Raw genomic sequence first — 24,388 nt, 5'->3', positions numbered from 1 at the left:
GCGGGTCTGCGACGGGCGGGCCCGGGAGGCCGTCCCCTGTGTTCCACGCCCCCGACTTTCGATGGCGGGGAGAGTCTCCGGGGGGAGACGTCATTACCGGGGGAACATTCATGCACACTCACAATTCGCATTGGTCGTCCACGTCGGCCCTTTCACCAGGCGGCGCGGTCGGTACGGCGGTGGGCAACGGACGTGGCGAAAGCGCGCGGACGGCCCCACTGCGGGTGGACGCACAGCGCAATCTGGAGCATGTACTGCGGGCGGCGCGCGAGGTGTTCGGCGAGCTGGGTTACGGCGCGCCGATGGAGGACGTGGCGCGGCGCGCGCGGGTCGGGGTCGGCACGGTGTACCGGCGCTTCCCGAGCAAGGACGTCCTGGTGCGGCGGATAGCCGAGGAGGAGACGTCCCGGCTGACCGATCAGGCGCGGGCGGCGCTCGGCCAGGAGGACGAGCCGTGGTCGGCGTTGTCGCGCTTCCTGCGGACGTCCGTGGCGTCCGGCGCCGGGCGGCTGCTGCCGCCGCAGGTGCTGCGGGTCGGCGTCGCGGAGGACGAAGCCGAGGGCGTGCCGGCCGACGAGGCGCGGGTGCCCCAGCAGCGGACCCAGTCGGGCGGCGGTGAACTGCGGCTCGTCGCGGGCGACGGCACGACGGCCGCCGTCGACGACGCCGGAGCGGCGGCGCTGCTCGAGGTCGTGGGCCTGCTGGTGGAGCGGGCGCGGGAGGCGGGCGAACTGCGCACCGACGTGTCGGTGTCGGACGTGCTGCTGGTCATCGCGACGGCGGCGCCCTCGCTGCCGGATCCGGCTCAGCAGGCGGCAGCCTCGGCGCGGCTGCTGGACATCCTGCTGGAGGGTCTGAGGTCGCGTCCCTCTTCGTGAGGGCCTGGCCCGGTGGCGTCGGCGGCATCCGGGCTCGGGCCTGGTCGCGTCGGCGGCATGGGGGCCGGTGGCTCGAAAGGGTGACGGTGGGCGGGGGTGGCGGGTGACCCTCGCCCTCGTCCACCGCGCCGGATATGCGCGATATTCCCGACAGGGAGATCAACTGCTGCCCATGGCACGACAGTTGAACCTTCCCCGAACGGGTGGAACCTAGTACTGGATTGCGCCGGGTCCCCACGGACGAGTGGACGGCCCGTCGCACGGGGTTCTGAACAAAAGCCAATATGGCACTCTGACCCGGTGGTCAGGACTGGTTGGGCCGGCGGCGGGGGCTTTCCGCAATGAGGGTTGACGGTGGGGACGACTCGCTCGGTCCATCCGGTGACGGTGACACGGAGGCCGACGGCCTGACCTCACCGCAGGTGCCGAGCCAGGGTGGACGCGCGAGCGGGCACCTGGGCGGTCCGACAGGCGGCCGCCCGGGCGGCCCGGTGGCCCGTCCGCCGCTGCGCCCGCTCGACGACCCGTCCGAGGGCAGCGTTCCGGCCCAGCGCGAGCGGCGGTCCGAGGTCGTCCTGCCGCCGCCGCGGGACCTGCCGCCGGCCGACACCGACCTGATCGACCGGATGCGCTCGGGCGACGACACGGCGTACGAGGAGCTGTACCGGCGGCACGCCGACGCCGTGCGCCGCTACGCCCGCACCTGCTGCCGGGACGCGCACACCGCCGACGACCTCACCGCCGAGGTCTTCGCCCGCATGCTCCAGGCTGTGCGCGGCGGCTCAGGACCCGAGTACGCCGTCCGTGCCTACCTCCTCACCTGCGTCCGGCGGGTGGCCGCCGGCTGGACGCGGTCGGCGAAGCGGGAGCAACTCGTCGACGACTTCGCGGTGTTCGCCGCGCAGTCCACCCGCTCCTCCGAAGCCGCCGACGACACGGCGCCCATCGGCTCCTTCGGATCGGGCCTGGAGCTGGGCGCCGACGTGCGCGCGATGCACGAGGCCGAGCAGTCCATGGCCATGCAGGCCTTCCGCTCGCTGCCCGAGCGCTGGCAGGCGGTGCTGTGGCACACCGAGGTCGAGGACGAGTCGCCGAGCGAGGTCGCCATGCTCTTCGGCCTCGACGCCAACGGCACGCGCGTGCTCGCCAGCCGCGCCCGTGAGGGCCTCAAGCAGGCCTACCTCCAGGCCCATGTCAGCGCCACCCTCACCAGCGACGAGGAGTGCGCCGGCTACGCCGACCAGCTCGGCACGTACGCCCGCCGCAGGCTGCGCACCCGGGCCGAACGGGGGCTGCGCAAGCACCTGGAGGAGTGCGCCAAGTGCCGGCTGGCCGCCCTCCAGATCGAGGAGGTCGCCAGCAGCATCCCCGCCGTCGTGCCGGTCGCGGTCATCGGCTGGTTCGGCGCCGCCGGGTACGCCAAGGCGATGGCGCTCATCGCCGGCGGCGCCGGTGCGGGGGCGGCGGGCGCCGCGGGCGCGGCCGCCGCGGCGAGCGGTTCGTCGAGCGGAGCGGGCGCGGGTGGCGGAGCGCTGGCCTCGGAGGGGCTGGGCGCCCCCGTGAAGGCCGGGATCGCGGCCGGTGTGGTCGCGGTGGCGGCCGCCGCGGTGGTCCTCGCGCTCGTCGGCCACGGCGGTCCCGCGGAGCAGCCGAAGGCCGGACCCCCGGCGTCCGCGCCGGCGCCGGTCGCGCAGCCCGACGACCCGGCACCCGCCCCGACGGCGACGCCGACGAAGGAGCGCGCGCCGGAGCCCCCGGCGATCGTCGCCGCGGCCGCCCCGACCCCGACCCGCGCCCCCGAGCCGACGCCCACGCCGACCCCCACGCCCAGCCCGACACCCACCCCCGTCCCGACCCCGACGCCCACCCCGGCCCCCACACCCACGCCGACGCCGGCCCCCACGCCGCCGCCCGTCCCGGTCGTCTATCCGCTGAACGGGCTGTCCTTCGACGTCAGCGGTGACGGAACCGGACCCGAGATCCGGCTCGGCGGCAGCAGCTGGGTGTGGCAGCGGTACGGGCTGTCCATCGCGGACCGGCGGTACGAGCGCGGGGTGACCGTGCACGGCGACTCCTCGGTCACCGTCGACCTCAACCGGGCGTGCACCTCCTACGACGCGCTCGTCGGCGTCGACGACCTGACGATGAAGCTCGGCAAGGTCTCCTTCGCCGTCTATGCCGACGGGCGCCGGGTCTGGGCGTCCGGGGTGATCAAGGGCGGCGACCCGGCCGTGCCCGTGCATGTGAATCTGGCCGGCCGCACCACCGTGCGTCTGGTGGTCGAGCCGCACGGTGGTCTCGACTCGGTGGCGCTCGCGGACTGGGCGGACTCCGACTTCACCTGCTCGTAGGCGCGGTCGCGGTCTCGGCCGGCGGTCCGGCCGGGTGGTCGCACACGCCGTGCGTTAGCTCGCGCAGGGCGTCGGTCACCGCCAGGGGCGTGCCCAGGGCGCGCTCGGCCGCGTAACGCTCGGCGCCCAGGGCGTCGCGGGCGGCGGCGTCGGTCAGCTCGGCCCGGACGTACTGCGGGGCGGGGCGCGGGTGGGGGCCGAGGAGGGCGTCGGCGGCCGCCAGCAGACGGGTCGCGCGCGGGTGGTCCCCGAGCTGGGTCAGCAGGTACGCCGCGCTGTCCAGGATCGACGACGTGACCGCCTCGGCGCACTGGTCGGCCACCGCCTGGCGCAGTGTGTCGGCGAGCATCGGCAGGCCGTGCTCGGGGCCGGACTCGGCGGCGGTGAGGTCCGCGTCGAGCATGTTCAGCGCCGCCGTGAACTGGGGCGGCGGGGTGCCCATCCCGGCCGCCACGCGTACCTCGTCGCAGAGCACGCGCGCGTGGGCCACTTCCCCCTCGTGCAGCGCGATGTGGGAGCGCAGCAGGAGGACGAACGCGCGGACGTCGGGCACGCCGTAGCGGTCGGCGGCGCTGTTCGCCTCGTCCAGCGCGGTCAGGGCGCCCTCGACATCGCCCGAGCGGTAGGAGATCTCCGCGAGCCGGGCGATGAGGAACGGCGACTCGGCGTACGCCCCGACCTCGTAGGCGAGGCGCAGCGCCTCGCGGTACTCCCGCTCCGCCTCGGCCAGACGGCCGCGCGCCATCTCCGCCTCGCCGGCCGCGCCGCACACCTGGGCGCGCATCCAGCGGTCGCCGACGCGCAGGCTGAGCACGCGCAGCTCCGCCAGGTCGTCGTCCACGCCGTGCAGCCCGCCGGGTGAGTCGACGACCATGTGGGTGCGGAACATCAGGGCGCAACCGAGCTCCCAGTCGCCGCCGTGCAGGCGGCAGTTGGCGACGGCCCGGTCCAGGACCCCCCGAACGTCGACCATGTCCCGCATCTGGAAGGCCGTCAGCGGCCACAGCAGGCCGGGCATCCGCGCCGCCTGGGGGCCGCCCGGCTCGTAGTCGGCGCGCAGGCGGACCAGGTACTCCTGGTAGCGCGGGTCCGCCGCGAGGTCCTTCGGCTCGGACTCCGACAACAGGAACAGGTTCAGCATCCGCAGATTCATCCGCTGCGCGTGCCGGGGGTGGGCCTCCTCCGTGGCGGCGGGCGTTCCGAGCAGGGCGTCGACGGGGTCCAGGGCGGCCATGCGGGCGGTGAGGTCGACGGGGACGGTGAACGGCACTGCGGGCCCGGTCTCCCGGAGGGTGTCCAGGACGGCGCCGAGGCGCAGGGTCCGGTCGCTCCACTCGGCGCCCTCGTGGCGGTAGTTGCGCAGCCACCAGAACCATCCCGTGGCGAGACAGAGGGCGATGGCCTCCTCCTCGTCGCCCGACGTGAGCGCGCGCTGGAGGGCCACGCGGATGTTGTCCAGTTCGGTCTCCAGGCGGGAGATCCACAGGAGTTGCCCGGCCGAGCGCAGCAGCGGGTCGGCCCGCTCGACGAGCGCGCGCACCCACGCGCGGTGGCGCCGTCGGGCCGCCGCGCGGCACCGGGGGAGCTCGGCGGCGCGTTCGGTGGCGTACTCGTGGATCGTCTCCAGCATGCGGTAGCGCATGCCGCCTCCGTCGCCCCGCTCGCACGGCGCGGCGACGACCAGGGACTTGTCGACGAGCGCGCCGACCAGGTCCGCGACCGGGCCGGTGCACACGGCTTCCGCCGCCTCCAGGTCCCAGCCGCCCGCGAACACGGACAGCTCGCGCAGCAGTGTGCGCTCCGGCTCGTCGAGCAGGTCCCACGACCAGTCGACGACGGCACGCAGGGTCTGCTGGCGGGGCAGGACCGTGCGGCTGCCCGAGGTGAGGAGACGGAAGCGGTCGTCGAGGCGGTCGGCGATCTGGCGCGGGGTGAGCAGCCGGAGCCGGGCGGCGGCCAGTTCGATGGCGAGCGGCAGTCCGTCCAGCCGCCGGCAGATCTCCGCGATCGCCTCCTCGTCCCGCAGGGCGGCTGCCGCGTCGGGGCGGACGGCGGTCGCGCGCTCGGTGAAGAGGCGGTGCGCCTGCTCGGGGAGGAGGGGCTCGACCGGGCGGACCGACTCGCCGGGGACGCCCAGGGGTTCACGGCTGGTGGCGAGGATCGTGAGCCCGGGGCAGCGGGTGAGGAGGGTCTCGGCGAGGGCGGCGGCCGCGCCGATGACATGTTCGCAGTTGTCAAGGATCAGGAGTTGGCTGCGCGGGGCGCAGTACTCGACGAGCAGGGCGACCGGGTCGTCCTGCGGGGACGTCAGCTCGGTGGTCATCAGGACGGTCTCGCGCAGACCGAGGGCACTGACCACCGCGCCCGGCACCGCCTCCGGCCGGTCGAGCGGCGCCAGCTCGGCCAGCCACGCCTGCGGAAGCCCGGCGGCGGCTTCCTCGGCGAGGCGGGTCTTCCCGGAGCCGCCCGGTCCGGTGAGCGTGACGAGACGGGCCCTGTGCACTTCGGAACGGATGGCGTCGAGCTCGGGTTCCCGGCCCACGAAGGAGGTGAGTCGCGGACGGATGTTGCCGGTGCGCTCGGGAAGTTGGAGCGGTGTACGGGGCGTCGGCGGTGCAACCGGTCCGGGGCTGTGGGCCGGTGGGGTGCCGTGGGCCGGTTCCGGGCGGTTGAGGAGTTCGGTGTGCAGGGCGCGCAGGTGCGGGCCGGGGTCGGTGCCGAGGCCGTCGGCGAGGGTGCGGCGGGCGGTCTCGTACGCGGCGAGGGCATCGGCTTCGCGGCCGGTGTCGCGCAGGGCGCGGATGAGGAGGGCGTGCAGCGGCTCGTCGTACGGGTGCGCCGCGGCCAGTTCGGTCAGGCGCGGTACGGCTTCGCGGGCGCGGCCGAGGAGGAGGTCCGCCTCGGCACGGGCGCGGGTGGCCTCCATCCGGAGCGCCTCCGGGCGGGTGGCCGCGGTGCGGTCGGGGAGGTCGGCGAGGGCGGGGCCGCGCCACAGGGCGAGGGCGTCGTCCAGGGTGCGGGCGGCCGTGGGGGCGTCACCTCGTCCCAGCGCTTCGTTGCCCCGGCGTACGAGACGTTCGAAGACGAAGAGGTCGACGTCGTCCTCGGTCGCGGCGAGGGCGTACCCGCCCGGGGCGGAGGTGACGCTGTCCTTGCCGACGGCACGGCGGAGACGGCCGATCAGGGCCTGGAGGGCGGCCGGGGCGTCCTGGGGCGGGGTATCGCCCCACACCTCGTCGATGAGGGTCTCCGGGGCGGTGAGCCGGCCCGGGCGCAGGGCCAGGGCCGTGAGGAGGGCGCGGAGCCGGGCACCGGGAACGGGTACGGCGTCGCCCTGGTCGTCCGCTGTCTGGGTGACGCCCAGAATTCTGTACCGCACTCGCTCATTGTCACCGGGGGTGAGGCGTGGGGCACGGGGTTTGTGGGCGGTGGGTCTCTCACCCTCCGGAGGAGACCGCCCGCCGCTGGGGCGCGATGCCCGCCGGTACGGCACGCGCGCGTGCCGGTGTGCCCGTCCAGCAGGTGCCCCTGCGGGACAGCAGACGGCGGAGCCAGAGTTCCAGGGAGACCAGGTCGGCCAGGCCGTCCAGGGGGAGGGGTTCGCCCGCCGCGGCGGCCCTGAGGGCCTTGCGGACCACTCTCGCCTCGATCAGGCCCGCCTCCGCGAGGAGGGGCGCCTCGAAGAGGGTGAGGAGGGGGTCCATCGCCATGCGCAGGCCCGCCCGGGCCGCCGCGGTGGCGGACGCCTGGGAGGGGGCGCCCCAGCCGGGCGGGAGGTCGGTGACGCCGGCGCCCTTGAGGACGGTGCGCAGGATCGCGGCCCGCGCCCCCGGTTGCACGCGCAGGGTCTCGGGGAGCGCGCGGCAGGCGCGGACGACCTGGTTGTCGAGGAACGGCGCGTGCAGTCGCTGGGAGCGGATCTCGGCGGCCTGTTCCAGGACGCGCAGGTCCATGGCGTGCCTGGCGAGGGCGGCGCGGGCCCGGTAGTCGCCCGGACGCTGGCCGGGTCCCACGCCGGTGCGGTGCGCGGCCCCCTGCAGGCGAACCGATACTTCAGCCAGCGCCTCCCCCGTCAGCCAGCGCGCGGCGGGGCCCGCTCCACCCCAGGTGAGGGCCGCCAGGGAGGCCCCTACGGCACCTGAGGCGTCGTCGGAGCTGAAGCTTCGGTGCAGGAGGTGTTCGGCCAGGCCCTCCACGCCCGCGCGGTACGACGTACGGGCCAGCCGGCGGGCCGCGCCGTACACGCGCGCGGGGACGAGCACCGAGCCGTCGGCCTTCGTCAGCGCCGCCACCGGGCGCACCAGATGACGGCGTTTGCGGTCCATCAACAGATCCGCGAGGCGGGCCGGGTGGGCGTCCAGCACCTGGCGGGCGCCATAGCCCGTGAAGTGGTCCGCGCTGCCCGCCGCGAGGCGCGCCCGGTGGCGGGCGGCCGTGACCAGGCTCGGGCCGGGTTCGTCGGTCAGCGGGCCGTCCAGGTCGGCGTACGGCAGGGCCTCCTCGCCGCCGGCCACTACGACGTGGTGCAGGCGCGGGTTGGCCGCGAGGGTGCCGGCCCGTTCCAGCTCGGCCTCGCGTCCGCCGACGGCCAGGTCGTTGAAGGTGACGGCCAGCAGCCGCTCCCCCGCGCCCGTGCCGTGCCCCAGCAGCGTGCCCGGCATGCCGGGCAGACCCGCCGCGAGGAGCGCCAGCGTGCCGGAGGCCGGACCGCCGGACAGGTCGGCGCCGATGCCCGGAACGGGCATCCCGCGCGCGGCACGCCGTTCCGCGGGCCCCATGCCGGGCACGGGGCCCGGGTCGATGTCGGGGACGTGCCGGGGCGCGGCCAGACGCGCGCGTACCGCCTCGATGAGCGCGTCGCGTACGGCGCCGACGGCGCTGTCCGGGTCGGCGAGGGGCGCCGCCACGGCGAGCGAGGCGACCTGCTCGTACCCGGCGATCTCACGGGCCCCGGCGCGAAGGATCAGCGCGTGCCCCGGCGGAATGCGGTGCACGCCGTCGTACGGGGTGGAGTCGTGCAGAGCGGCCGGTACGTCGGGGGCGGCGAGGAGCGCCGCCAGGTGGCCGAAGTCGAGGTTGGCCTCGACGAGGTCGGCCAGCGGCAGCGCGGCCGTCGCGTACGCCGTGCCACCGGCCCAGGGGGTGTGGAACACCGGGCGCGCGCCCGCCAGATCGCCGCAGACGGTGATGCGCCGGCCGACCTGGACGATCGCCGTGTAGCTGCCCGGCCAGGCCGTCAGATGCCGAAGTGCCCCTCCGCGCGCGGCGAACAGTCCGATGCGCAGCTGTTCGTCGGTCGCGCCGCAGGTGCCGAGGACCGCGACCCGGGTCTGGGCGTCGGCCTTCACCACCCGCACCTCGTCGGGGCGCCAGTCGCCGACGGCCCACAGCGGATCGGGGTCGCCCCACAGGAGTTGGGAGCCGACCGGGTGCAGGGTCTCGCCGTCGTCGCCGACCCGCCCGCCGTACGCCGCGTCGTCGTCGTGACGGCCGTCGCGAGCAACGGACCCGCCCAGCGCGCCCGCGGCGGTGCTGCTCCATCCCACCAACCACCGCATGGACGCCTCCACAGGCTGTGGACAACCGAGTGCACCGTACGAACGGTTCACCATGCTGCCACGAAGAACGCGCTGCAGAAGGAGGCGGCGCCGCTCACGATCCGGGGACTGCGCCCGTGTCAACTCGTCGGCGACTCCGGGGGAGTCCCTGCGCACCCCGGTGTCTGCGACGTGAATGCGCCCCCGGTACGCTCCCCCAAGACGCCCTGCGCGCCCTCGATTTCCGTGGTGGGAGGCCTTGTCCCCCACGGAACACAGGGGCGGTTTTCGGCCAAATCCCCGTTGTGCGCCGCGCGTCGAGAACGTCCCGCGCAGGCTTCGCGCACGCTCCGTACACACACGCGTGCCCTGTAAGGCTCGCGCCGGCCCGGGAGACGGACGCCGCCTCCCGGACCGTTCCGCCGCCCGCGGGGATGAAGGCGGCGGTGTCCCCCAGCCCACTGGATCCAGTACAGCGGGCCGACCCACGCACGGCCCATGGAACCGCTCCCCCGGTGGCCGGAGAAGAGCGCACGGCCGGGCGCACGGCCACACAGCGGGGGCACGCCGCGACGGTCCGTACCGGCGTCCCGGCATTCGTACGGACCACAATCCCGCCAACCGGAAGAATGCCCCTTAACGCTTGGGATGCGGCGAACTACGCTGGGTTTACGAATGCCGCATGGTTATGCCAGCGCGGCAGCCGTCTGTGTCGAGGGGTGGCGCAATGTCCAGGGAGCAACGCGGGCCGAACGAAAAACTCGGCGCCGTTCTCGCCCTCGCGGGAATCAGCAACGCAGGACTCGCGCGACGCGTCAACGATCTTGGCGCTCAACGCGGGTTGACTCTTCGCTACGACAAGACGTCCGTGGCGCGCTGGGTGTCGAAGGGCATGGTGCCGCAGGGCGCCGCGCCCCACCTCATCGCGGCCGCCATCGGTCAGAAGCTCGGCCGTCCGGTGCCGCTCCACGAGATCGGCCTGGCGGACGCGGATCCCGCGCCCGAAGTGGGCCTCGCCTTCCCCAGGGACGTCAACCAGGCCGTGCGCTCCGCCACGGAGCTCTACCGCCTCGACCTCGCCGGCCGCCGGGCCGGTTCCGGGGGCATCTGGCAGTCGCTGGCCGGATCGTTCGCAGTAAGCGCGTACGCGACGCCCGCCTCACGGTGGCTGATAACCCCGGCCGACAGTTCGGTGGCGCGCGACGCACACCTCGTGGAGGAGTCCGGCGCACCGCTCAAAGTCGGCCACAGTGATGTGCAGAAGCTCCGCGAGGCCGCCGAGGACGCCAGACGCTGGGACTCCAAGTACGGAGGCGGCGACTGGCGTTCGTCCATGGTGCCGGAGTGCCTGCGGGTGGAGGCGGCTCCGCTGCTGCTCGGCGCTTACTCCGACGAGGTCGGCCGGGCCCTGTTCGGAGCGAGCGCCGAACTGACCCGGCTCGCGGGGTGGATGGCCTTCGACACCGGTCAGCAGGAGGCCGCGCAGCGCTACTACATCCAGGCGCTGCGGCTCGCCCGCGCGGCGGCCGACGTACCCCTCGGGGGGTATGTGCTGGCCTCCATGTCCCTCCAGGCCACCTATCGCGGCTTCGGCGACGAGGGTGTCGATCTCGCGCAGGCGGCCCTGGAGCGCAACCGGGGGCTGGCCACGGCCCGCACGATGAGTTTCTTCCGGCTCGTCGAGGCACGCGCGCACGCCCGCGCCGGGGACGCGCATGCCGCCGGCGCGGCGCTGAAGGCCGCCGAGGGCTGGCTCGAGCGGTCCCGTGACGGCGATCATGACCCGTCCTGGCTGGGCTTCTACTCCTACGACCGGTTCGCCGCCGACGCCGCCGAGTGCTACCGCGACCTGAAGGCTCCGCGTCAGGTGCGGAGGTTCACCGAGCAGGCGCTGTCGCAGCCGACGGAGGAGTTCGTCCGGTCGCACGGACTGCGGCTCGTCGTCTCGGCGGTCGCCGAACTGGAGTCGGGGAACCTCGACGCCGCCTGCGCACAGGGGGTGCGGGCCGTGGAGGTGGCCGGGCGTATCTCCTCCGCCCGCACCACCGAGTACGTCAAGGATCTTCTGCATCGGCTGGAGCCCTACGGCGACGAACCCCGGGTGGTGGAACTGCGCGAGCGGGCCCGTCCCCTGCTGATGACTCCGGCGTAGGACGGCGCGGGGCGGCGGGACCCGCACGACGCCCGACCCGGGTTTGAAGGCACTGTCAGTGGCGCAGTGCACTATCGAAGCCGGGAGGTGGTGTGCGTGTCGAAGATCGCTTACGACTGTGATGTGCTCGTGGTCGGCGGGGGCATCGTCGGGCTGTCCACGGCGTACGCGGTCACGCGTGCCGCGCCGGGTACGCGGGTGACGGTGCTGGAGAAGGAGCCCGGGGTCGCCCGGCACCAGACGGGGCGCAACAGCGGGGTCATCCACAGCGGGATCTACTACCGGCCGGGGTCGCTGAAGGCGCGGTACGCGGTGCGCGGCGCGGCGGAGCTGACGAAGTTCTGCGCGGAGTACGGCATCGCGCACTCCGTCACCGGCAAACTGATCGTCGCCACGGACCGGGCCGAGCTGCCCCGGCTGCACGCCCTGGTGCAGCGCGGCCGGGAGAACGGGATTCCGGTCCGGGAACTGGGCGCCGCCCAGATCGCGGAGTACGAGCCCGAGGTCCGGGGACTCGCCGCCATACGCGTACGGACGACGGGGATCTGCGACTACACGGCCGTCGCACGGCAGCTGGGCCGGGCCTCCGGGGCGGAGATCCGGTACGGCGCGCGGGCCGTGCGGATCGACCGGCGGCCGGAGCGCGGGGCGGCGGTGCTCACCGCGCGCGGGGACGTCGTACGGGGGCGGGTGCTGGTGAACTGCGCCGGGCTGTACTCCGACGAGGTCGCCCGGCTGACGGGGGACGAACCGGAGGTGCGGATCGTGCCGTTCCGGGGCGAGTACTACGAGCTGGCGCGACCGGAGCTGGTGCGCGGGCTGGTGTACCCGGTGCCCGATCCGGCGTTCCCGTTCCTCGGCGTCCATCTGACCAGGGGGATCGACGGGAGCGTGCACGTCGGCCCCAACGCCGTGCCGGCGCTGGCCCGGGAGGGGTACGGCTGGGGCGTCGTACGGCCCCGCGAGGCGATGGCGACGGCGGCCTGGCCCGGGGTGTGGCGAATGGGCCGGCAGCACTGGCGGTACGGGGTCGGGGAGCTGCGGCGGTCGGTGTCGAAGGGTGCGTTCGTGGACGCGGTGCGCCGGCTGCTGCCGGCGGTGGAGGAGGGGGACCTGGTGCGGGCGGCGGCCGGGGTGCGGGCACAGGCGGTGCTGCGGGACGGCACTCTGGTGGACGACTTCCTGATACGGGAGGGGCCGCGGACGGTCCATGTGCTGAACGCTCCCTCGCCGGCGGCCACCGCCGCACTGCCGATCGGCCGTGAAGTGGCCCGCCGGGCCCTGGGAGCGCTGACCGACGCGTGAGCGGCGGGGTACCGCGCCCGCAGAGGCGGCGGTCGGGTGCCGGGCTCGCGGGCGCGGCAGGCACCGGGAGCCGACCCGTAAAATCGACACCACTGTGTCTGATTCCGTGAGCACCCCCGAAGCCCCCCAGCCCTTTCCCGGTGGCGAGCACCACCCGGGCGAGTCCGTTCGGCACACCCGGGCCAAGGGAGAACCCAGGTTCCCCGACGGGCCCAAGGCCGATCCCGCCGGGTCGCACTTCGAGCGGCGGATCCGGAGCTTCCAGCCCCGGCGCAGCCGGGTGACGGCCGGGCAGGCGGACGCGTTGCAGCGGCTGTGGGCCCAGTGGGGGCTCGACATCGACGGGCACGCCGTCGACCTCGCCGAGCTGTTCGGCGACGACCGTCCCGTCGTGCTGGAGATCGGCTTCGGCATGGGTGAGGCGACCGCGCAGATGGCGGCCGCCGACCCGGACACCGGCATCCTCGCGGTGGACGTGCACACCCCCGGCCAGGGGAATCTGCTCAACCTCGCGGACCGCACCGGGCTGACCAACGTCCGGGTGGCCAACGGGGACGCGATCATCCTGCTGCGCGAGATGCTGCCGGCGGACTCGCTCGACGGACTGCGCGTCTACTTCCCCGACCCCTGGCCGAAGAAGCGCCACCACAAGCGGCGCCTGATCCAGCCCGAGTTCCTCGACCTGGCCGCGACGCGGCTGAAGCCGGGCGCGACCGTGCACTGCGCCACGGACTGGGAGCCGTACGCCGAGCAGATGCTCGAGGTACTCACCGCGCACCCCCACTTCGAGAACACCCGGGCCGACGGCGGGTTCGCGCCCCGGCCCGAGTTCCGGCCGCTGACCCGTTTCGAGGGACAGGGACTGGACAAGGGTCACGTCGTGAACGATCTGCTCTTCCGTCGCGTACAGCATCGCGTCCGGCCCGGGAATCGCTGACCCCCCAAGGGGCCGATCAACAAGATCGACCAAAGGATCGCCGACCGGCCTCCCCCTCCACCACAGTCCTCTCCCTCGTTAGGGTCGATGCCGTGGCCATCAGTCCTCCGTTTCCGCCCTGTCCGCCGCATCCCGGCGGCGCACCCGAGGACGGTGTGCTCCGGCACGCTCACTGGTGGCAGCGGTGGGGGTCCCGCCGGGGCCGAGCGCGGCCGAGAACTTGGGGGAGGGTGCGGTACGGGGCGCTGATCACCCTGCTCACGCTGTCGGGCCTGGTCATCCTCGCGCTGGTGCGCGAACAGACCGGTACGGAAGGGTTCCTGGTCGGGCTCGGGCTCGCCGTGCTGCCCGTGCCGCTGCTGGTCGCCGCCTTCCGATGGCTGGACCGGGTGGAGCCGGGACCCTGGCGGAACCTGGTCTTCGCCTTCGCCTGGGGCGCGTGCGCGGCAGCGCTGATAGCCATCATCGCCAACAGTTTCGCGACCAGATGGATAGCCACCGCGACCGCCGACCCGTCCAGCGCGGACACCCTCGGGGCGACCGTCATAGCGCCGATCGTCGAGGAGTCCGCGAAGGCCGCCGCCGTCCTGCTGCTGTTCCTCTTCCGCAGGCGGGACTTCACCGGGATCGTCGACGGCGTGGTCATAGCCGGGGTCACCGCCACCGGCTTCGCCTTCACCGAGAACATCCTCTACCTCGGCACCGCCTTCGGCACCGACCAGCTCACGGGCGACACCGGCATCGCCTCGGTCACCGCCGCGACCTTCTTCGTCCGCGTCGTCATGTCGCCGTTCGCGCACCCCCTGTTCACCGTCCTGACCGGCATCGGCTTCGGCGTCGCCGCGCTCTCCGGGGACCGCCAGCACCTGCGGCGGGTGCTGGTCCCGCTGGGCGGGCTGCTCCTCGCGATGGGCATGCACGCCCTGTGGAACGGCTCCTCGTCGTTCGGCGAGTTCGGGTTCTTCGCGGTGTACGCGGCGATCATGGTTCCCGCGTTCGGGCTGCTGACCTGGCTGGTGGTGTGGACGCGGCAACGCGAGCTGCGCACCGTACGCGAGGAGCTGCCCGCCTACGCGGCCGCCGGCTGGCTCACCCCGGCCGAGCCTTACGCGCTCGGCTCGATGCGGGCCCGGCGACTGGCCCGGGAGTACGCCGGCCGGCACCTCGGCAGGCCGGCCGCGCGGGAGGTCGCGCGGTACGAGGCGTACGCGACGTCCCTCGCGTTCCTGCGGCACCGCGGCCGACGGGGGCGGGCCGGCGCGGACTTCCTCGTACGCGAGCGGGAGTTGCTCAACGAACTGTGGCGGCGGACGGACGTCGCCCGGCCCGCGCTGGACCACGCCGCCCGGATGACGGCCCCGCCGGTACGGGTGGCCGCGCCGCCCTGGCCGGTCTACGGGGCGTACGGGTACGGCCAGGGTCCGGCCCACGGCCAGGACCAGGCCCAGGGCCAGGGCCACGGCGCCGGATTCGGCCATCCCACGGCTCCGGTGTACGGCAGTCCGGCGGCACCGTCGTACGGGTACGGGTACGGCTATGGGTCCGGGTACCCCGCGGCACACGTCCCCGGCCCCGGACACGGCCCCACGCACGGACCCGGACCCGGGTATCCGGCGGGACCGTATCCCGCTCCCCACCCGCACCGGTAGGCCGGGGCAGGCAGGGCCGGGGCCCGGGTCGGGTCAGGCCGAGGCGCGGGTCAGCCGGATGATCTCCTGTGCCGTCAGTTCCAGCTGCGCCACCCCCAGCAGCGCCGGCAGCTGCTCGACCGTCCGCGCGGAGGCGATCGGCGCGGCCACCGTGGGCTGCGCGGCGAGCCACGCCAGGGCGACCGTGGGGATCCGGGTGTCGTGGGCCTGGGCGATCTCGTCCAGGGCGGTGAGGACGTTCCGGCCCCGCTCCGTGTCGAGGTGCTTGGCGGCGCCGGCCGCGCGGGCGCTCTCCACGGTCGTACCGGGCCGGTACTTGCCGGTGAGGAAGCCGGCGGCGAGGGCGAAGTACGGGACGGCGGCGAGGCCGAAGCGGGCGGCGAGGCCCTGGAGACCGCCCTCGTAGGTGTCGCGGGAGACCAGGTTGTAGTGGGGCTGGAGGGCGACGTACCGGGCCAGGCCCTCGCGGTCGGAGAACTCCAGGGACTCCTGGAGGCGCTCGGGCGTGATGTTGGAGGCGGCGATGTGCCGCACCTTGCCCGCCCGCACCAGTTCGTCGAGCGCGCCGAGGATCTCCTCGACGGGCACCTCGGGCTTGTCGAAGTGCGTGTAGTAGAGGTCGATGTGGTCGGTGCCCAGACGGCGGAGCGAGGCGTCGGCGGCGGCCTTGATGTTGTCGGCGGACAGGCCGGGGAACTCGGGGTGCTGGCTCACCTTGGTGGCGATCACGACGTCGTCGCGGTTGCCCCGGGCCTGCAGCCACCTGCCGATGATGGTCTCGGACTCACCACCGCTGTTGCCCTCGATCCACGCCGAGTAGGAGTCGGCGGTGTCGACGAAGTTGCCGCCCGCGGCCGCGTAGGCGTCGAGCACGGCGAAGGAGGCCGTCTCGTCGGCGGTCCAGCCGAAGACGTTGCCGCCGAGGGAGAGCGGGAAGACCTCGAGGTCGGAGGAGCCGAGCTTGCGAAGAGAAGTCATGTTCTGTCTCAACGGGCATCGACGGCCCGCCCATTCCGGGCGTGACGCGAAGAACGTGTGAACAGCACGCATGACCGGCACACACCGGCAGCCCCGACGCGGAGGGCGTCAGGGCTGCGGGGTGGATCAACGTGTCCGGAGGAACGGCTCAGGACGAACGGCTCAAGGGAGACGGCTCAGGGGTTGAGGCCCTTGCCGCGCAGCCAGGCCGCCGGGTCGATGCCGTCGGCGCTGCCGCCGGGGTGGACCTCGAGGTGGAGGTGGGCCCCGGTCACGTTCCCGGTCGCGCCCACCCGGCCGATCACATCACCGGTGGCGACCTTCTGGCCGACACTGACGCTGATCGACGACTGGTGGCAGAACCACAGCTCGGTGCCGTCGTCCAGGGTCAGGATGGTGCGGTAGCCGTAGGAACCGGCCCAGCCGGCCTCGGTGATGGTGCCGCTGTGGACGGCCTTGATGAGCGTGCCCGTCGGCGCGGCGAAGTCGAGACCCGTGTGGTAGCCGGAGGACCAGAGCGAACCGGCCTGACCGAAGGTCGAGGTGATGGTGTACGAGGAGGTCGGCAGCGTGTACTGCTTGGCCAGTTCGGCCAGGCGCGCGGCCTCGGCCTTGGCGGCTGCTTCCTCGGCGGCCTTCTTCTTCGCGGCGGCGGCCTTGGCCTCCGCCTCCTTCTCGGCCTTGGCGGCGGCGTCGGACTCGGCCTTGGCGGCCGCGGCGAGGGCCTTGACCTCGACCTGGGACTGCTGCGACTCGGCCTGCGCCATGATCCGGCTGCGCAGCGCCTCGCCGGCGTCGGAGGTGCTCTCCTCGGTGTCCACGGCGGTCTCGGAGCCGAAGCTGGCGAGGGCCGGCGCGGCTTCCGGGGCGGGCTCGTCGTCGGTGATGAGCGAGCCCACGTTGGGCAGGTCCGGCATCGAGATGGAGACCGGGGCCTTGCCGGTGTTGGCACTGGCCATGCCACCCGCGCTGACGGCGGCTATGACGCCGACGCCGAGAACGGTGGAGCTGCGGGCGAATCCGCCGCCGCGCTGCTTGGCGACGCGGTGCTTGCCGCGTACCGGGCGAGTGGACTCCGCGGTGGGGTTCCACTCCTCCCAAGGTCCCTCGTCGGTGCGGTAGTCGCCGTAGCCGAAGGTCTCGGTGGACCGCTGGCTGGGCGCGTACGGGGCCTCGGGGGCAGGCGGGTTGGACGCCACGCGGGCGCACTCCTTTCCTTCCGTCGCCTACCGGGTTAGCTGACGGGTTCGGAGCGGGAAGGTCTCCTACGCGCGTATACCGGTCGTGGACTCTGCGAGTTCACGACGGCTTCCGCGTGATTCACCCCATGGTGGTGGTTCCCCGGTTCCCTTGCGGGATTCGGCACGTGCCGCACGGAGCCGACTCTGGTGCCGGCTGGGACGACCGCGCTGCGTTATCGAACGTTAATAGACCCGGGGGTGGGTTTCCAAGCTGTTCCTCTTGATCAACAACATTTCTGGCCTGGACTTTTGGGCTACCAGCGGTGAAAAACGGGCGAGTTGACCGCGCCTCGACATGCCCCGGAAACGCTTCATCAGTCACAGGAGTTTTGATGGTGACTCAGTCGTTATGCGCAGGGCGGTCGGCCGGTCACCAAGAGTGAGGAAGCAGGTCCTCTAAGCGGTCGGCGAAACGTCGACGGAAACGCCGAAGGCCGGAACCCTTTCGGATTCCGGCCTTCGGTTCATCAGTAGCGGGGACAGGATTTGAACCTGCGACCTCTGGGTTATGAGCCCAGCGAGCTACCGAGCTGCTCCACCCCGCGGCGATGAACACAACTGTACGCCATCAGCGGGACAGAAAGCACATCGGTTGATCCGCGGGGCCTCGGTGGCCTCAGAGGAGGTGGCGGTTCGGCTGCTTCGCCCGCTCCTCGTACTCCGGGAAGACGAGGACGTCGACGCCCCGGGCCGTCAGCAGACCGGTGCCGTCCGCCTCGGTGACGAAGGTGTCCGGCTCGCGCCAGGCCGTGACCACCCTGCGCACCCCCGCGTCGAGGATGAGGCGGGCGCAGGGGGCCGGGCGGGAGGAGCGGCGGGCGCACGGTTCGAGGCTGCTGTAGACGGTGGCGGTGGGCAGCCGGGGGTCGGCGGGGTCGAGCTTCGCGAGGGCGGCCTCCTCGGCGTGCACGACCGGGTCGCCGGCCTCGCGGGAGTGACCGCGCGCCAGTTCCGTGCCGTCGGCGGCCACGATCACCGCGCCGACGCTGAAGGCGGTCTCCGACGGCGGGCAGTCTGCGGCGAGTGCGCAGGCGAGGGCCAGCCAGTGCCGGTCGGCGGCGGCGGGCAGCGGTCCGGCACCGGGGGCGGTGGGCTCGTAGCGGTTCAGGACGACGTCCTCGATGCGCCGGGTCTCCACCAGACGCAGGCGTCCGCCCTGGTAGCCGCCCGGCCCGAACAGGCGGGGCGCGGCCGGATCGCCCACGAAGAGCGGGGCGAGGACGAGCTGGAGTTCGTCGGCGAGGCCCTGCCGGAGCAGCTGGGTGTGGATCGTTCCGCCGCCCTCGACCATGAGCCGCCGTACGCCGCGCACGTCGTGGAGGTGTTCGAGGAGGCGGCGCCAGTCCAGTTCGGGGCCGAGCGGGACGGCGTCCGCGGCGATGCCCAGCGCGCGCACCCGCTCGGCGCCCTTCTCCGTCGTGTACACGACCTTCTCGCCGCCCGTGTGCCAGAAGTTCGCCGCCGGGTCGAGGTCGCCGGAGCCGCTGACGGTGACCTTGAGGGGGTACGGCGGCAGTCCGGCGGCCACCCGGGCGGCGCGGCGCTCGGGGGAGTTCACGAGGAGCCGGGGGTTGTCGGCGCGGATCGTGCCGGCGCCGATGAGGATGGCGTCGACGGAGGCCCGCACCTCGTCGACGCGGTCGAAGTCGGCGCGGCTGGAGAGGAGCAGGCGCTCGGGCGTGGTGTCGTCCAGATAGCCGTCGAGGGAGACGGCGGCGGACAGCAGGACGTACGGGTACGGCATCGGCGCGGCTCTCCCTGGGATGACGGGCAGGGCTTGGTTCAAGTTTGAAACAAACTTACACTGGGGGCATGACGACTCGCTGGCTCACCCCCGAGGAGCAACGCGCCTGGCGCGCGTACGTTGCCGGCTACCTCCTCCTCGAGGACGCGATCGACCGGCAGCTCCAGCAGGACGCCGGCATGCCCCACCTGTACTACTCCATCCTCGCCAACCTCTCCGACATCCCCGAGCGGCGGCTGCGGATGACCGACCTCGCGGAGCGGCTGAAGATCACCCGCAGCCGGCTGACCTACGCGGTCTCCCGGCTGGAGAAGGACGGGCTGGTGCGGCGTGAGGACTGCCAGCAGGACAAGCGCGGCAGCGTCGCGGTCCTGACGGACGAGGGCATGACGGTGCTGGAGAACGTGGCGCCGGGCCATGCCGAAACCGTCCGCGCGGCCCTCTTCGACCGGCTCACCCCCGAGCAGGTGGGACAGCTGGAGGAGATCTTCACGCAGGTCGCACGCGGTTTCCAGGAGAAGGACGGCGGCGAGACGGCACCGGAGGACCTCCCGTGGCGCCGCCGCTCGTCGCCCTGCTCCGGCACCCCGTGACCGCGGCCTCTCGAGCGTGAGCCCGGTCCTGTGACGGGCGCCACAAATCAGTTGCTTCAAATTTAAAGCATGGGGTAGGGTCTCGACTCGTTGGATCTGCTTCAAATCTGAAGCACAAGGTGGCCCAGTGCCGCCTTGTCACCGTCCTCCGGACCCGGGAGACCGCATGCCCGACACCCCCGCCGCCACCCCGCGCGCCCGCGTCCGGGTACCGCTGCGCTTCCCCGACGGCTACTCCGTCGACGCCGAACTGGTCACCTTCCACGGCCTCGTCGACGGCCAGGAGCACGTCGCGGTCGTTCTCGGCGAGCCGGCGCCCGGCGCCACCCCCCTGGTCCGGCTGCACTCCGAGTGCCTGACCGGTGATGTCTTCGGTTCGGCCCGCTGCGACTGCGGGCCGCAACTGCGCGAGGCGGTCGAGCGCATAGCCGTCACCGGCGGTGTCCTGCTCTACCTCCGTCAGGAGGGCCGCGGCATCGGCCTCTACAACAAGCTCGACGCGTACGCCCTCCAGGACCAGGGCCTGGACACCTACGAGGCGAACGCCGCGCTCGGCCTCCCCGAGGACGACCGGGACTACACGGCCGCCGCCCAGATGCTGCGCGCCCTGGGCATCACGAGCCTGGACCTGCTGTCCAACAACCCCGACAAGGCGGGCCAGTTGCGCGACCTGGGCATCGAGGTCCAGGACCGGGTCCCGACGGGCGTCTTCACGACCCCGCACAACGTCCGCTACCTGCGCGCGAAGGTCCTCCAGACCCAGCACACGCTGCCGCTGGCCGACCTCACCGGGCTGAGCGTGGGCTGACCGCCGACGGCCCGAACGGGCCGTCCAGCGCGGCCCACTGGAGCAGCATGATGGTCTTCGCGTCCGCGATCGCGCCGGTGCGGACGAGGTCGAGGGCCTCGGTGAAGGGGAGTTCGACGACGGCGATGTCCTCGCCCTCGGCCGCCACGCCCGCCGTGTCGGCACCGGGGGCTGAGGCGTCGTAGGGGGCGGCGAAGAAGCCGAGGCGCTCGGTGACCGAACCGGGGCTCATGAACGCGTCGAAGACATGCTCGACGTCGTGCACCGCGCGACCGGTCTCCTCGGCCGCCTCGCGGCGGATCGCCTCGCGCGGGTCGTCGCCGTCCAGGAGTCCGGCGGCGGCCTCCAGCAGCATTCCGTCCGGATGACCGTTGACGTACGCGGGCAGCCGGAACTGCCGGGTGAGCAGGACGGTGCGGCGCTCGGGGTCGTAGAGCAGGATCGTGGCGCCGTCGCCCCTGTCGTACGTCTCGCGCTGCTCGCGGCTCCAGTGGCCGTCCGTGTGCCGGTAGTCGAAGGTCGTGCGGCGCAGGACGGACCAGTCGCAGGCGAGGACCTCGACGTCGAGGACGCGGACCCGGTCGTTGCCGGTGAGGTCGCGTCCGTGGCGGTCGAGTCCGGTGCGGCCGCGGGGGTCGGGGACGTCGATGCCGGGGGTGCCGGGAGCGGGGCGGGACGGAGCGTCGTGGGAGCCGGACGCGGGGGCGGGCGAGATGTCGACGTGCTCGGTCATCGGCGGCCTTCGAGGAGGGTGGCGGCGGGGGCGGCGGTGCGGGCGTCGGGGACGGCGGCGAGATCGGCGTAGACCGGCTTGCCCTGGGCACGGGCCTGCTCGGTCATCCGGTCCGCGCCCTCCGACGGACCGCCGATGCGCAGCACCGCGTCGCAGCGCTCCAGCAGGCGTTCGGCGACGGGGTGGAAGAGCTCGTCGAAGAGCGGGTCGCCGGGGGCGGCGCCGCCCGCCGCCTCCAGCAGGGGCAGCGCGAGCGCCTCGCCGGTGACGGGCAGATGCCCGGCGCGGAACAGCACGAGGGCGACCTCGTTCATGGCCCGCACATGGGCCGCGAGCTTGGCGGGGTCGTCGCCGGTGCCCGAACGGTACGGGCCGGCGACCAGGATCATCAGCGGTTTCACGGGGTCTCCTGGGGTGGGTTCAGGCCAGCCGGGTCTCGACGCCTGCCTCACGCAGGGCGTCCAGGGTCTGCGGGCCGCCGGGATGGGTGGCGGGGTCCGCCGCGGCGGCGTCGGTGACGAAGGACTGCACGGCGTCGAGCGGGGCGACCTGACTGAACGCGCGCACACCGAGCTTGGTCGCGTCGGCGACGGCGACCGTACGGGCGGCCTGACCGAGCCCCACCCGCTTGACGGCCGCGTCCTCGATCGAGAACTCCGACCAGCCGTGCACGGCGTGCACTCCGCCGATCGACATCACGAACACGTCGAAGGCCAGGGACTCGAGGGTGCGCAGGGCCAGCGGCCCGACGAGGGACCGCTCACCCGGGCGGGACCGGCCGCCGACGACCAGCAGGTCGATGCCGGGCCGGTCGGCCAGCCGCAGCGCCGCCTGGAGACTGAGCACGGCCACGGTCAACGGGCCCCGCGCGGCGAGGTGTTCCGCCACGTGCACGGTCGTGGTCCCGGCGTCCAGCAGCACCCGTGACCCCGGCTCGACGAGTCCGGCGACGGCCGCGCCGAGCCGGTCCTTCGTCGCCGCCTGCCACGCCTGCCGGGCCTCGAAGCCGCCGCCGTCCTCGCGCGGCCGCCCGGCGACGGCCCCGCCGTGCACCCGCCGCACCAGCCCCTGCCGCTCCAGCACGTCCAGGTCCCGGCGCACGGTCATCTCCGAGACCCCCAGCCGCTGAGCGAGCTCGGCGACGGAGACCCGCCCCTGACTTTGCCCTTGCCCCTGCCCTTGGTCCGGTCCGTGCCCCTGGACGAGGCGAAGGGTCAGGTCGAGACGGTCCGCGACATCCATGGCGCCATTTCTACCATGCCCATGTTCGAATGAACATCGACATGTTCATCGATGCCTAGGAGCTCAGCGGATCCGCCCCGACCTCGAGAGCGTGCGGATAGGCGGCCGACCGGTGCTGGAAGGAGAGGATCTTCGGGTTCTGGACGACCCCGTCGCGGATCTCGATCGCCTTCCTGACCGTGGGATCGGCGTCCCATGCCGCGGGGCCGCTCATGACCTTGCGCAGATACGGAAGGAGCGCCTCGCTGATCTCCCAGGTGGCGGAGTTCCACAGGTGGGACGGGCTGTGATCCACCGCGTAGTAGTGGCACCCCGGCCCCACCGCGGACATGGGCTCGCCGAAGGTGGTCGGGCGGGCCCACGCGAAGCCCATGCCCTCGTCGCAGGCGACGTCGACGAAGAAGGTGCCCGGCCGGAACAGGGCGAGTTCCTCCTCGGTGACGAACATGAGCGGCGCGTCGGTGTCCTGCAGGACGCAGTTGACGATGACGTCGAACCCGGCCAGGTACTCCGCCAGCGGCATGGAACCGGCCGCGGTGACCGCCCGCAGGCGCGTCGGATCGTCCTCCTGCTCCTCGAAGTGGGCCATCACGACCGAGGGCATCGGCGAGGCCACCGCCGCGGCCGCGCGCTGGGTGAGCACCGTGACGTCCGTGACCCCCATGGCGCCCAGACCGGTGACCGCTCCGCGCGCCGTGGCGCCGAAGCTGATGACCACCGCACGCAGGCGGCGGCCGTAGTGGCCGGTCTGCCCGCCGAGCTGGAGAGCGTGCAGCACCGAGCAGTAGCCGGCGAGCTCGTTGTTCTTGTGGAACACATGGACGCTGAAGGCGCCCGTGGAGGTCCAGTGGTTCATGGCCTCCCAGGCGATCAGCGTCAGCCGCCGGTCGATGCCGATCTGGGTCATCTTCTCGTCCTGCACACAGTGCGGCCATCCCCACAGGATCTGGCCCTCGCGCAGCTCGGCGATGTCGTCGTGCATCGGCTTGGGCAGCAGCGCGATGTCGCACTCGGCGATGAGCTGCTCGCGGGAGCGCAGGCCGGCGACGAGTGGTCGCAGCGCGTCGTCGTCGATGCCGAACCGTTCGCCGTAGCCCTGTTCGAGATAGATCCGCGCACGTACGTCCGGGGCGATCCGGTCGAGGTGACGGGGGTGCAACGGGAGGCGGAACTCGTTCTCCTTGCGGGAGGAGGCGAATACTCCGAGACTCATCAGGCTCATGTGGGGAGGCTCATTTCCGACCGGACACGATGTGCTCCGGCATTGCCGTTCCCCGAGGGCGACGCCGAAACGGATGACGGCGTGCGAGGTGCGCTCGGTACCGCCACCGTACTCCCGGCCCGGCCACCGAGCGCCCGCTGCTCGTTTGAGCTCGAAGGTTCCGCAGGTCCAGCGGTCACCCGGGGCCCCCGCGGGCTTCTAGCATGATCGAATGGTTGCCGATGATGCCCAGAGGGCCGGGACAGCACGGGAAGCCGTGTCCCGCGAAGACGTCGACGGCGGAAGCGGTGCCGGGCAGAACCCGCACCCCGTCACCGACCTGGTGGAGCGGGCGGCCGACCTGGTCGAGCCGATCAAGCCGAAGCTGCGTGGCTGGCTCCACGCCGCGATGGTCCCCGCCTCACTGAGCGCCGGCATCGTCCTGATCTGCCTGGCCGGGACCCCTCGGGCGACCCTGGCCTGCGCCGTGTACGCCGTCACCGCCTGGCTGCTGTTCGGGACGAGCGCCGTCTACCACCTGGGCACCTGGGGGCCGCTGGGCGAGGCCGTTCTGCGTCGTCTGGACCACGCCAACATCTTCCTGATCATCGCCGGCACCTGCACCCCGCTGGCCGTGCTCCTCGTGCCCGCGGACCAGCGGGCCCTGCTGCTGTGGATCGTCTGGGCGGGCGCGCTGGCCGGCATCGCCTTCCGTGTCCTGTGGGTCTCGGCTCCCCGCTGGCTGTACACGCCCTGCTACCTGGCCCTGGGCTGGGCACCGGTGAGTTATCTGCCCGACTTCCTGCACACCGGCGGAGCGGCCGTACTCACCCTGGTGGTGACCGGCGGTCTCCTCTACAGCGCGGGTGCGGTGGTCTACGCCCTCCGCCGCCCCGACCCCTCACCCCGCTGGTTCGGCTTCCACGAGGTGTTCCACACCCTGACCGTGGCAGCCTTCGCCTCGCACTACGTCGCCATCTCGCTCGCCGCCTACTGACCCCGGACGCCGCAGGGGCCCCGGTGCCGTACGGCACCGGGG

Annotated in this window: 18 protein-coding genes, 1 tRNA gene and 1 riboswitch; of the genes, 9 read left to right on the top strand and 10 right to left on the bottom strand. The window is 73.2% G+C overall.

Annotation, left to right across the window (positions count from 1 at the left end):
- Positions 1-110: 110 nt before the first annotated feature.
- Both ACFVYS_RS41040 and ACFVYS_RS41035 read left to right on the top strand, forming a co-directional pair.
- Entirely contained in the window at positions 111-878 is a 768-nt protein-coding gene (locus ACFVYS_RS41040; protein ID WP_389510630.1) for a TetR/AcrR family transcriptional regulator, read from the top strand.
- Positions 879-1,219: 341 nt separating this feature from the next.
- Positions 1,220-3,229 carry a sigma-70 family RNA polymerase sigma factor gene (locus ACFVYS_RS41035; RefSeq protein ID WP_389510628.1) on the top strand — a complete coding sequence of 670 codons (2,010 nt, stop codon included), beginning with the start codon at positions 1,220-1,222 and terminating at the stop codon, positions 3,227-3,229.
- On the opposite strand, the gene ACFVYS_RS41030 is transcribed toward ACFVYS_RS41035, so the two are convergent.
- Both ACFVYS_RS41030 and ACFVYS_RS41025 read right to left on the bottom strand, forming a co-directional pair.
- Entirely contained in the window at positions 3,216-6,608 is a 3,393-nt protein-coding gene (locus ACFVYS_RS41030) for a BTAD domain-containing putative transcriptional regulator (protein WP_389510626.1), read from the bottom strand. The two genes, ACFVYS_RS41035 and ACFVYS_RS41030, sit on opposite strands and share 14 nt — an antisense overlap.
- A 58-nt stretch (positions 6,609-6,666) precedes the next feature.
- Entirely contained in the window at positions 6,667-8,787 is a 2,121-nt protein-coding gene (locus tag ACFVYS_RS41025; protein WP_389510624.1) for an asparagine synthase-related protein, read from the bottom strand.
- A gap of 706 nt (positions 8,788-9,493) precedes the next feature.
- On the opposite strand from ACFVYS_RS41025, the gene ACFVYS_RS41020 reads away from it, so the two are divergent.
- The 4 genes from ACFVYS_RS41020 (at position 9,494) to ACFVYS_RS41005 (ending at position 14,809) form a co-directional block, all read left to right on the top strand.
- A complete protein-coding gene (locus tag ACFVYS_RS41020) occupies positions 9,494-10,918 on the top strand; it encodes an MFS transporter (RefSeq protein ID WP_389510622.1) in 1,425 nt (474 codons plus the stop codon).
- A gap of 87 nt (positions 10,919-11,005) precedes the next feature.
- Positions 11,006-12,223: an L-2-hydroxyglutarate oxidase gene (gene lhgO, locus ACFVYS_RS41015; RefSeq protein ID WP_389510638.1), complete on the top strand. Its 1,218-nt coding sequence runs from the start codon at positions 11,006-11,008 to the stop codon at positions 12,221-12,223.
- A 94-nt stretch (positions 12,224-12,317) separates the two neighbouring features.
- Entirely contained in the window at positions 12,318-13,160 is an 843-nt protein-coding gene (gene trmB / locus ACFVYS_RS41010) for a tRNA (guanosine(46)-N7)-methyltransferase TrmB (RefSeq protein WP_389510620.1), read from the top strand.
- Between the two features lie 92 nt (positions 13,161-13,252).
- Positions 13,253-14,809, top strand: coding sequence for a PrsW family intramembrane metalloprotease (locus ACFVYS_RS41005; protein WP_389510618.1), 1,557 nt, complete (start codon positions 13,253-13,255; stop codon positions 14,807-14,809).
- A 33-nt stretch (positions 14,810-14,842) separates the two neighbouring features.
- Here the strand turns inward: ACFVYS_RS41005 and ACFVYS_RS41000 are convergent, their stop codons facing one another.
- The 4 genes from ACFVYS_RS41000 to ACFVYS_RS40985 form a co-directional block, all read right to left on the bottom strand.
- Positions 14,843-15,787: an aldo/keto reductase gene (locus tag ACFVYS_RS41000; RefSeq protein WP_389510616.1), complete on the bottom strand. Its 945-nt coding sequence runs from the start codon at positions 15,785-15,787 to the stop codon at positions 14,843-14,845.
- 176 nt (positions 15,788-15,963) lie between these two features.
- On the bottom strand, positions 15,964-16,986 hold the full coding sequence (locus ACFVYS_RS40995; protein ID WP_389510614.1) for a M23 family metallopeptidase: 1,023 nt from the start codon (positions 16,984-16,986) through the stop codon (positions 15,964-15,966).
- Between the two features lie 7 nt (positions 16,987-16,993).
- A riboswitch (cyclic di-AMP (ydaO/yuaA leader) is annotated at positions 16,994-17,162 on the bottom strand.
- A gap of 337 nt (positions 17,163-17,499) precedes the next feature.
- Positions 17,500-17,573: transfer RNA gene (locus ACFVYS_RS40990), tRNA-Met, on the bottom strand.
- A gap of 71 nt (positions 17,574-17,644) precedes the next feature.
- Entirely contained in the window at positions 17,645-18,772 is a 1,128-nt protein-coding gene (locus ACFVYS_RS40985; RefSeq protein ID WP_389510612.1) for a dihydrofolate reductase family protein, read from the bottom strand.
- Positions 18,773-18,840: 68 nt separating this feature from the next.
- Between ACFVYS_RS40985 and ACFVYS_RS40980 the strand changes: the two genes are divergently transcribed.
- The gene (locus ACFVYS_RS40980) at positions 18,841-19,365 is read left to right on the top strand and encodes a MarR family winged helix-turn-helix transcriptional regulator (RefSeq protein ID WP_389510610.1); all 525 of its coding nucleotides are present in this window, start codon (positions 18,841-18,843) and stop codon (positions 19,363-19,365) included.
- Between the two features lie 166 nt (positions 19,366-19,531).
- Positions 19,532-20,173 carry a GTP cyclohydrolase II gene (ribA, locus tag ACFVYS_RS40975; protein ID WP_389510608.1) on the top strand — a complete coding sequence of 214 codons (642 nt, stop codon included), beginning with the start codon at positions 19,532-19,534 and terminating at the stop codon, positions 20,171-20,173.
- On the opposite strand, the gene ACFVYS_RS40970 is transcribed toward ribA, so the two are convergent.
- Genes ACFVYS_RS40970 through ACFVYS_RS40955 form a run of 4 tightly spaced genes read right to left on the bottom strand, consistent with a single transcriptional unit; the run spans position 20,151 to position 23,370 of the window.
- On the bottom strand, positions 20,151-20,906 hold the full coding sequence (locus ACFVYS_RS40970; RefSeq protein ID WP_389510606.1) for an NUDIX domain-containing protein: 756 nt from the start codon (positions 20,904-20,906) through the stop codon (positions 20,151-20,153). The two genes, ribA and ACFVYS_RS40970, sit on opposite strands and share 23 nt — an antisense overlap.
- Positions 20,903-21,295: a DUF4406 domain-containing protein gene (locus ACFVYS_RS40965; RefSeq protein WP_389510636.1), complete on the bottom strand. Its 393-nt coding sequence runs from the start codon at positions 21,293-21,295 to the stop codon at positions 20,903-20,905. The genes ACFVYS_RS40970 and ACFVYS_RS40965 overlap by 4 nt, the downstream gene beginning before the upstream one ends.
- A gap of 31 nt (positions 21,296-21,326) precedes the next feature.
- Positions 21,327-22,148 carry a DeoR/GlpR family DNA-binding transcription regulator gene (locus ACFVYS_RS40960; RefSeq protein WP_389510604.1) on the bottom strand — a complete coding sequence of 274 codons (822 nt, stop codon included), beginning with the start codon at positions 22,146-22,148 and terminating at the stop codon, positions 21,327-21,329.
- 55 nt (positions 22,149-22,203) lie between these two features.
- Positions 22,204-23,370 carry a N(5)-(carboxyethyl)ornithine synthase gene (locus ACFVYS_RS40955; protein ID WP_389510602.1) on the bottom strand — a complete coding sequence of 389 codons (1,167 nt, stop codon included), beginning with the start codon at positions 23,368-23,370 and terminating at the stop codon, positions 22,204-22,206.
- 211 nt (positions 23,371-23,581) lie between these two features.
- On the opposite strand from ACFVYS_RS40955, the gene ACFVYS_RS40950 reads away from it, so the two are divergent.
- Positions 23,582-24,346, top strand: coding sequence for a hemolysin III family protein (locus ACFVYS_RS40950; RefSeq protein WP_389510601.1), 765 nt, complete (start codon positions 23,582-23,584; stop codon positions 24,344-24,346).
- Positions 24,347-24,388 lie beyond the last annotated feature (42 nt).

The sequence above is a fragment of the Streptomyces sp. NPDC058295 genome (assembly GCF_042880655.1).
Lineage (GTDB): Bacteria > Actinomycetota > Actinomycetes > Streptomycetales > Streptomycetaceae > Streptomyces > Streptomyces coriariae.
Note: the sequence above shows the minus strand (reverse complement) of the source record. Positions and strands in the feature narration are given on the sequence as shown.

Coding starts and splice junctions, on each gene's coding strand:
- ACFVYS_RS41040 (WP_389510630.1), top strand. CDS start 111: ATGCACACTCACAATTCGCATTGGTCGTCCACGTCGGCCCTTTCACCA.
- ACFVYS_RS41035 (WP_389510628.1), top strand. CDS start 1,220: ATGAGGGTTGACGGTGGGGACGACTCGCTCGGTCCATCCGGTGACGGT.
- ACFVYS_RS41025 (WP_389510624.1), bottom strand. CDS start 8,787: ATGCGGTGGTTGGTGGGATGGAGCAGCACCGCCGCGGGCGCGCTGGGC.
- ACFVYS_RS41020 (WP_389510622.1), top strand. CDS start 9,494: ATGTCCAGGGAGCAACGCGGGCCGAACGAAAAACTCGGCGCCGTTCTC.
- ACFVYS_RS41000 (WP_389510616.1), bottom strand. CDS start 15,787: ATGACTTCTCTTCGCAAGCTCGGCTCCTCCGACCTCGAGGTCTTCCCG.
- ACFVYS_RS40985 (WP_389510612.1), bottom strand. CDS start 18,772: ATGCCGTACCCGTACGTCCTGCTGTCCGCCGCCGTCTCCCTCGACGGC.
- ACFVYS_RS40980 (WP_389510610.1), top strand. CDS start 18,841: ATGACGACTCGCTGGCTCACCCCCGAGGAGCAACGCGCCTGGCGCGCG.
- ribA (WP_389510608.1), top strand. CDS start 19,532: ATGCCCGACACCCCCGCCGCCACCCCGCGCGCCCGCGTCCGGGTACCG.
- ACFVYS_RS40970 (WP_389510606.1), bottom strand. CDS start 20,906: ATGACCGAGCACGTCGACATCTCGCCCGCCCCCGCGTCCGGCTCCCAC.
- ACFVYS_RS40965 (WP_389510636.1), bottom strand. CDS start 21,295: ATGATCCTGGTCGCCGGCCCGTACCGTTCGGGCACCGGCGACGACCCC.
- ACFVYS_RS40960 (WP_389510604.1), bottom strand. CDS start 22,148: ATGGATGTCGCGGACCGTCTCGACCTGACCCTTCGCCTCGTCCAGGGG.
- ACFVYS_RS40955 (WP_389510602.1), bottom strand. CDS start 23,370: ATGAGCCTGATGAGTCTCGGAGTATTCGCCTCCTCCCGCAAGGAGAAC.
- ACFVYS_RS40950 (WP_389510601.1), top strand. CDS start 23,582: ATGGTTGCCGATGATGCCCAGAGGGCCGGGACAGCACGGGAAGCCGTG.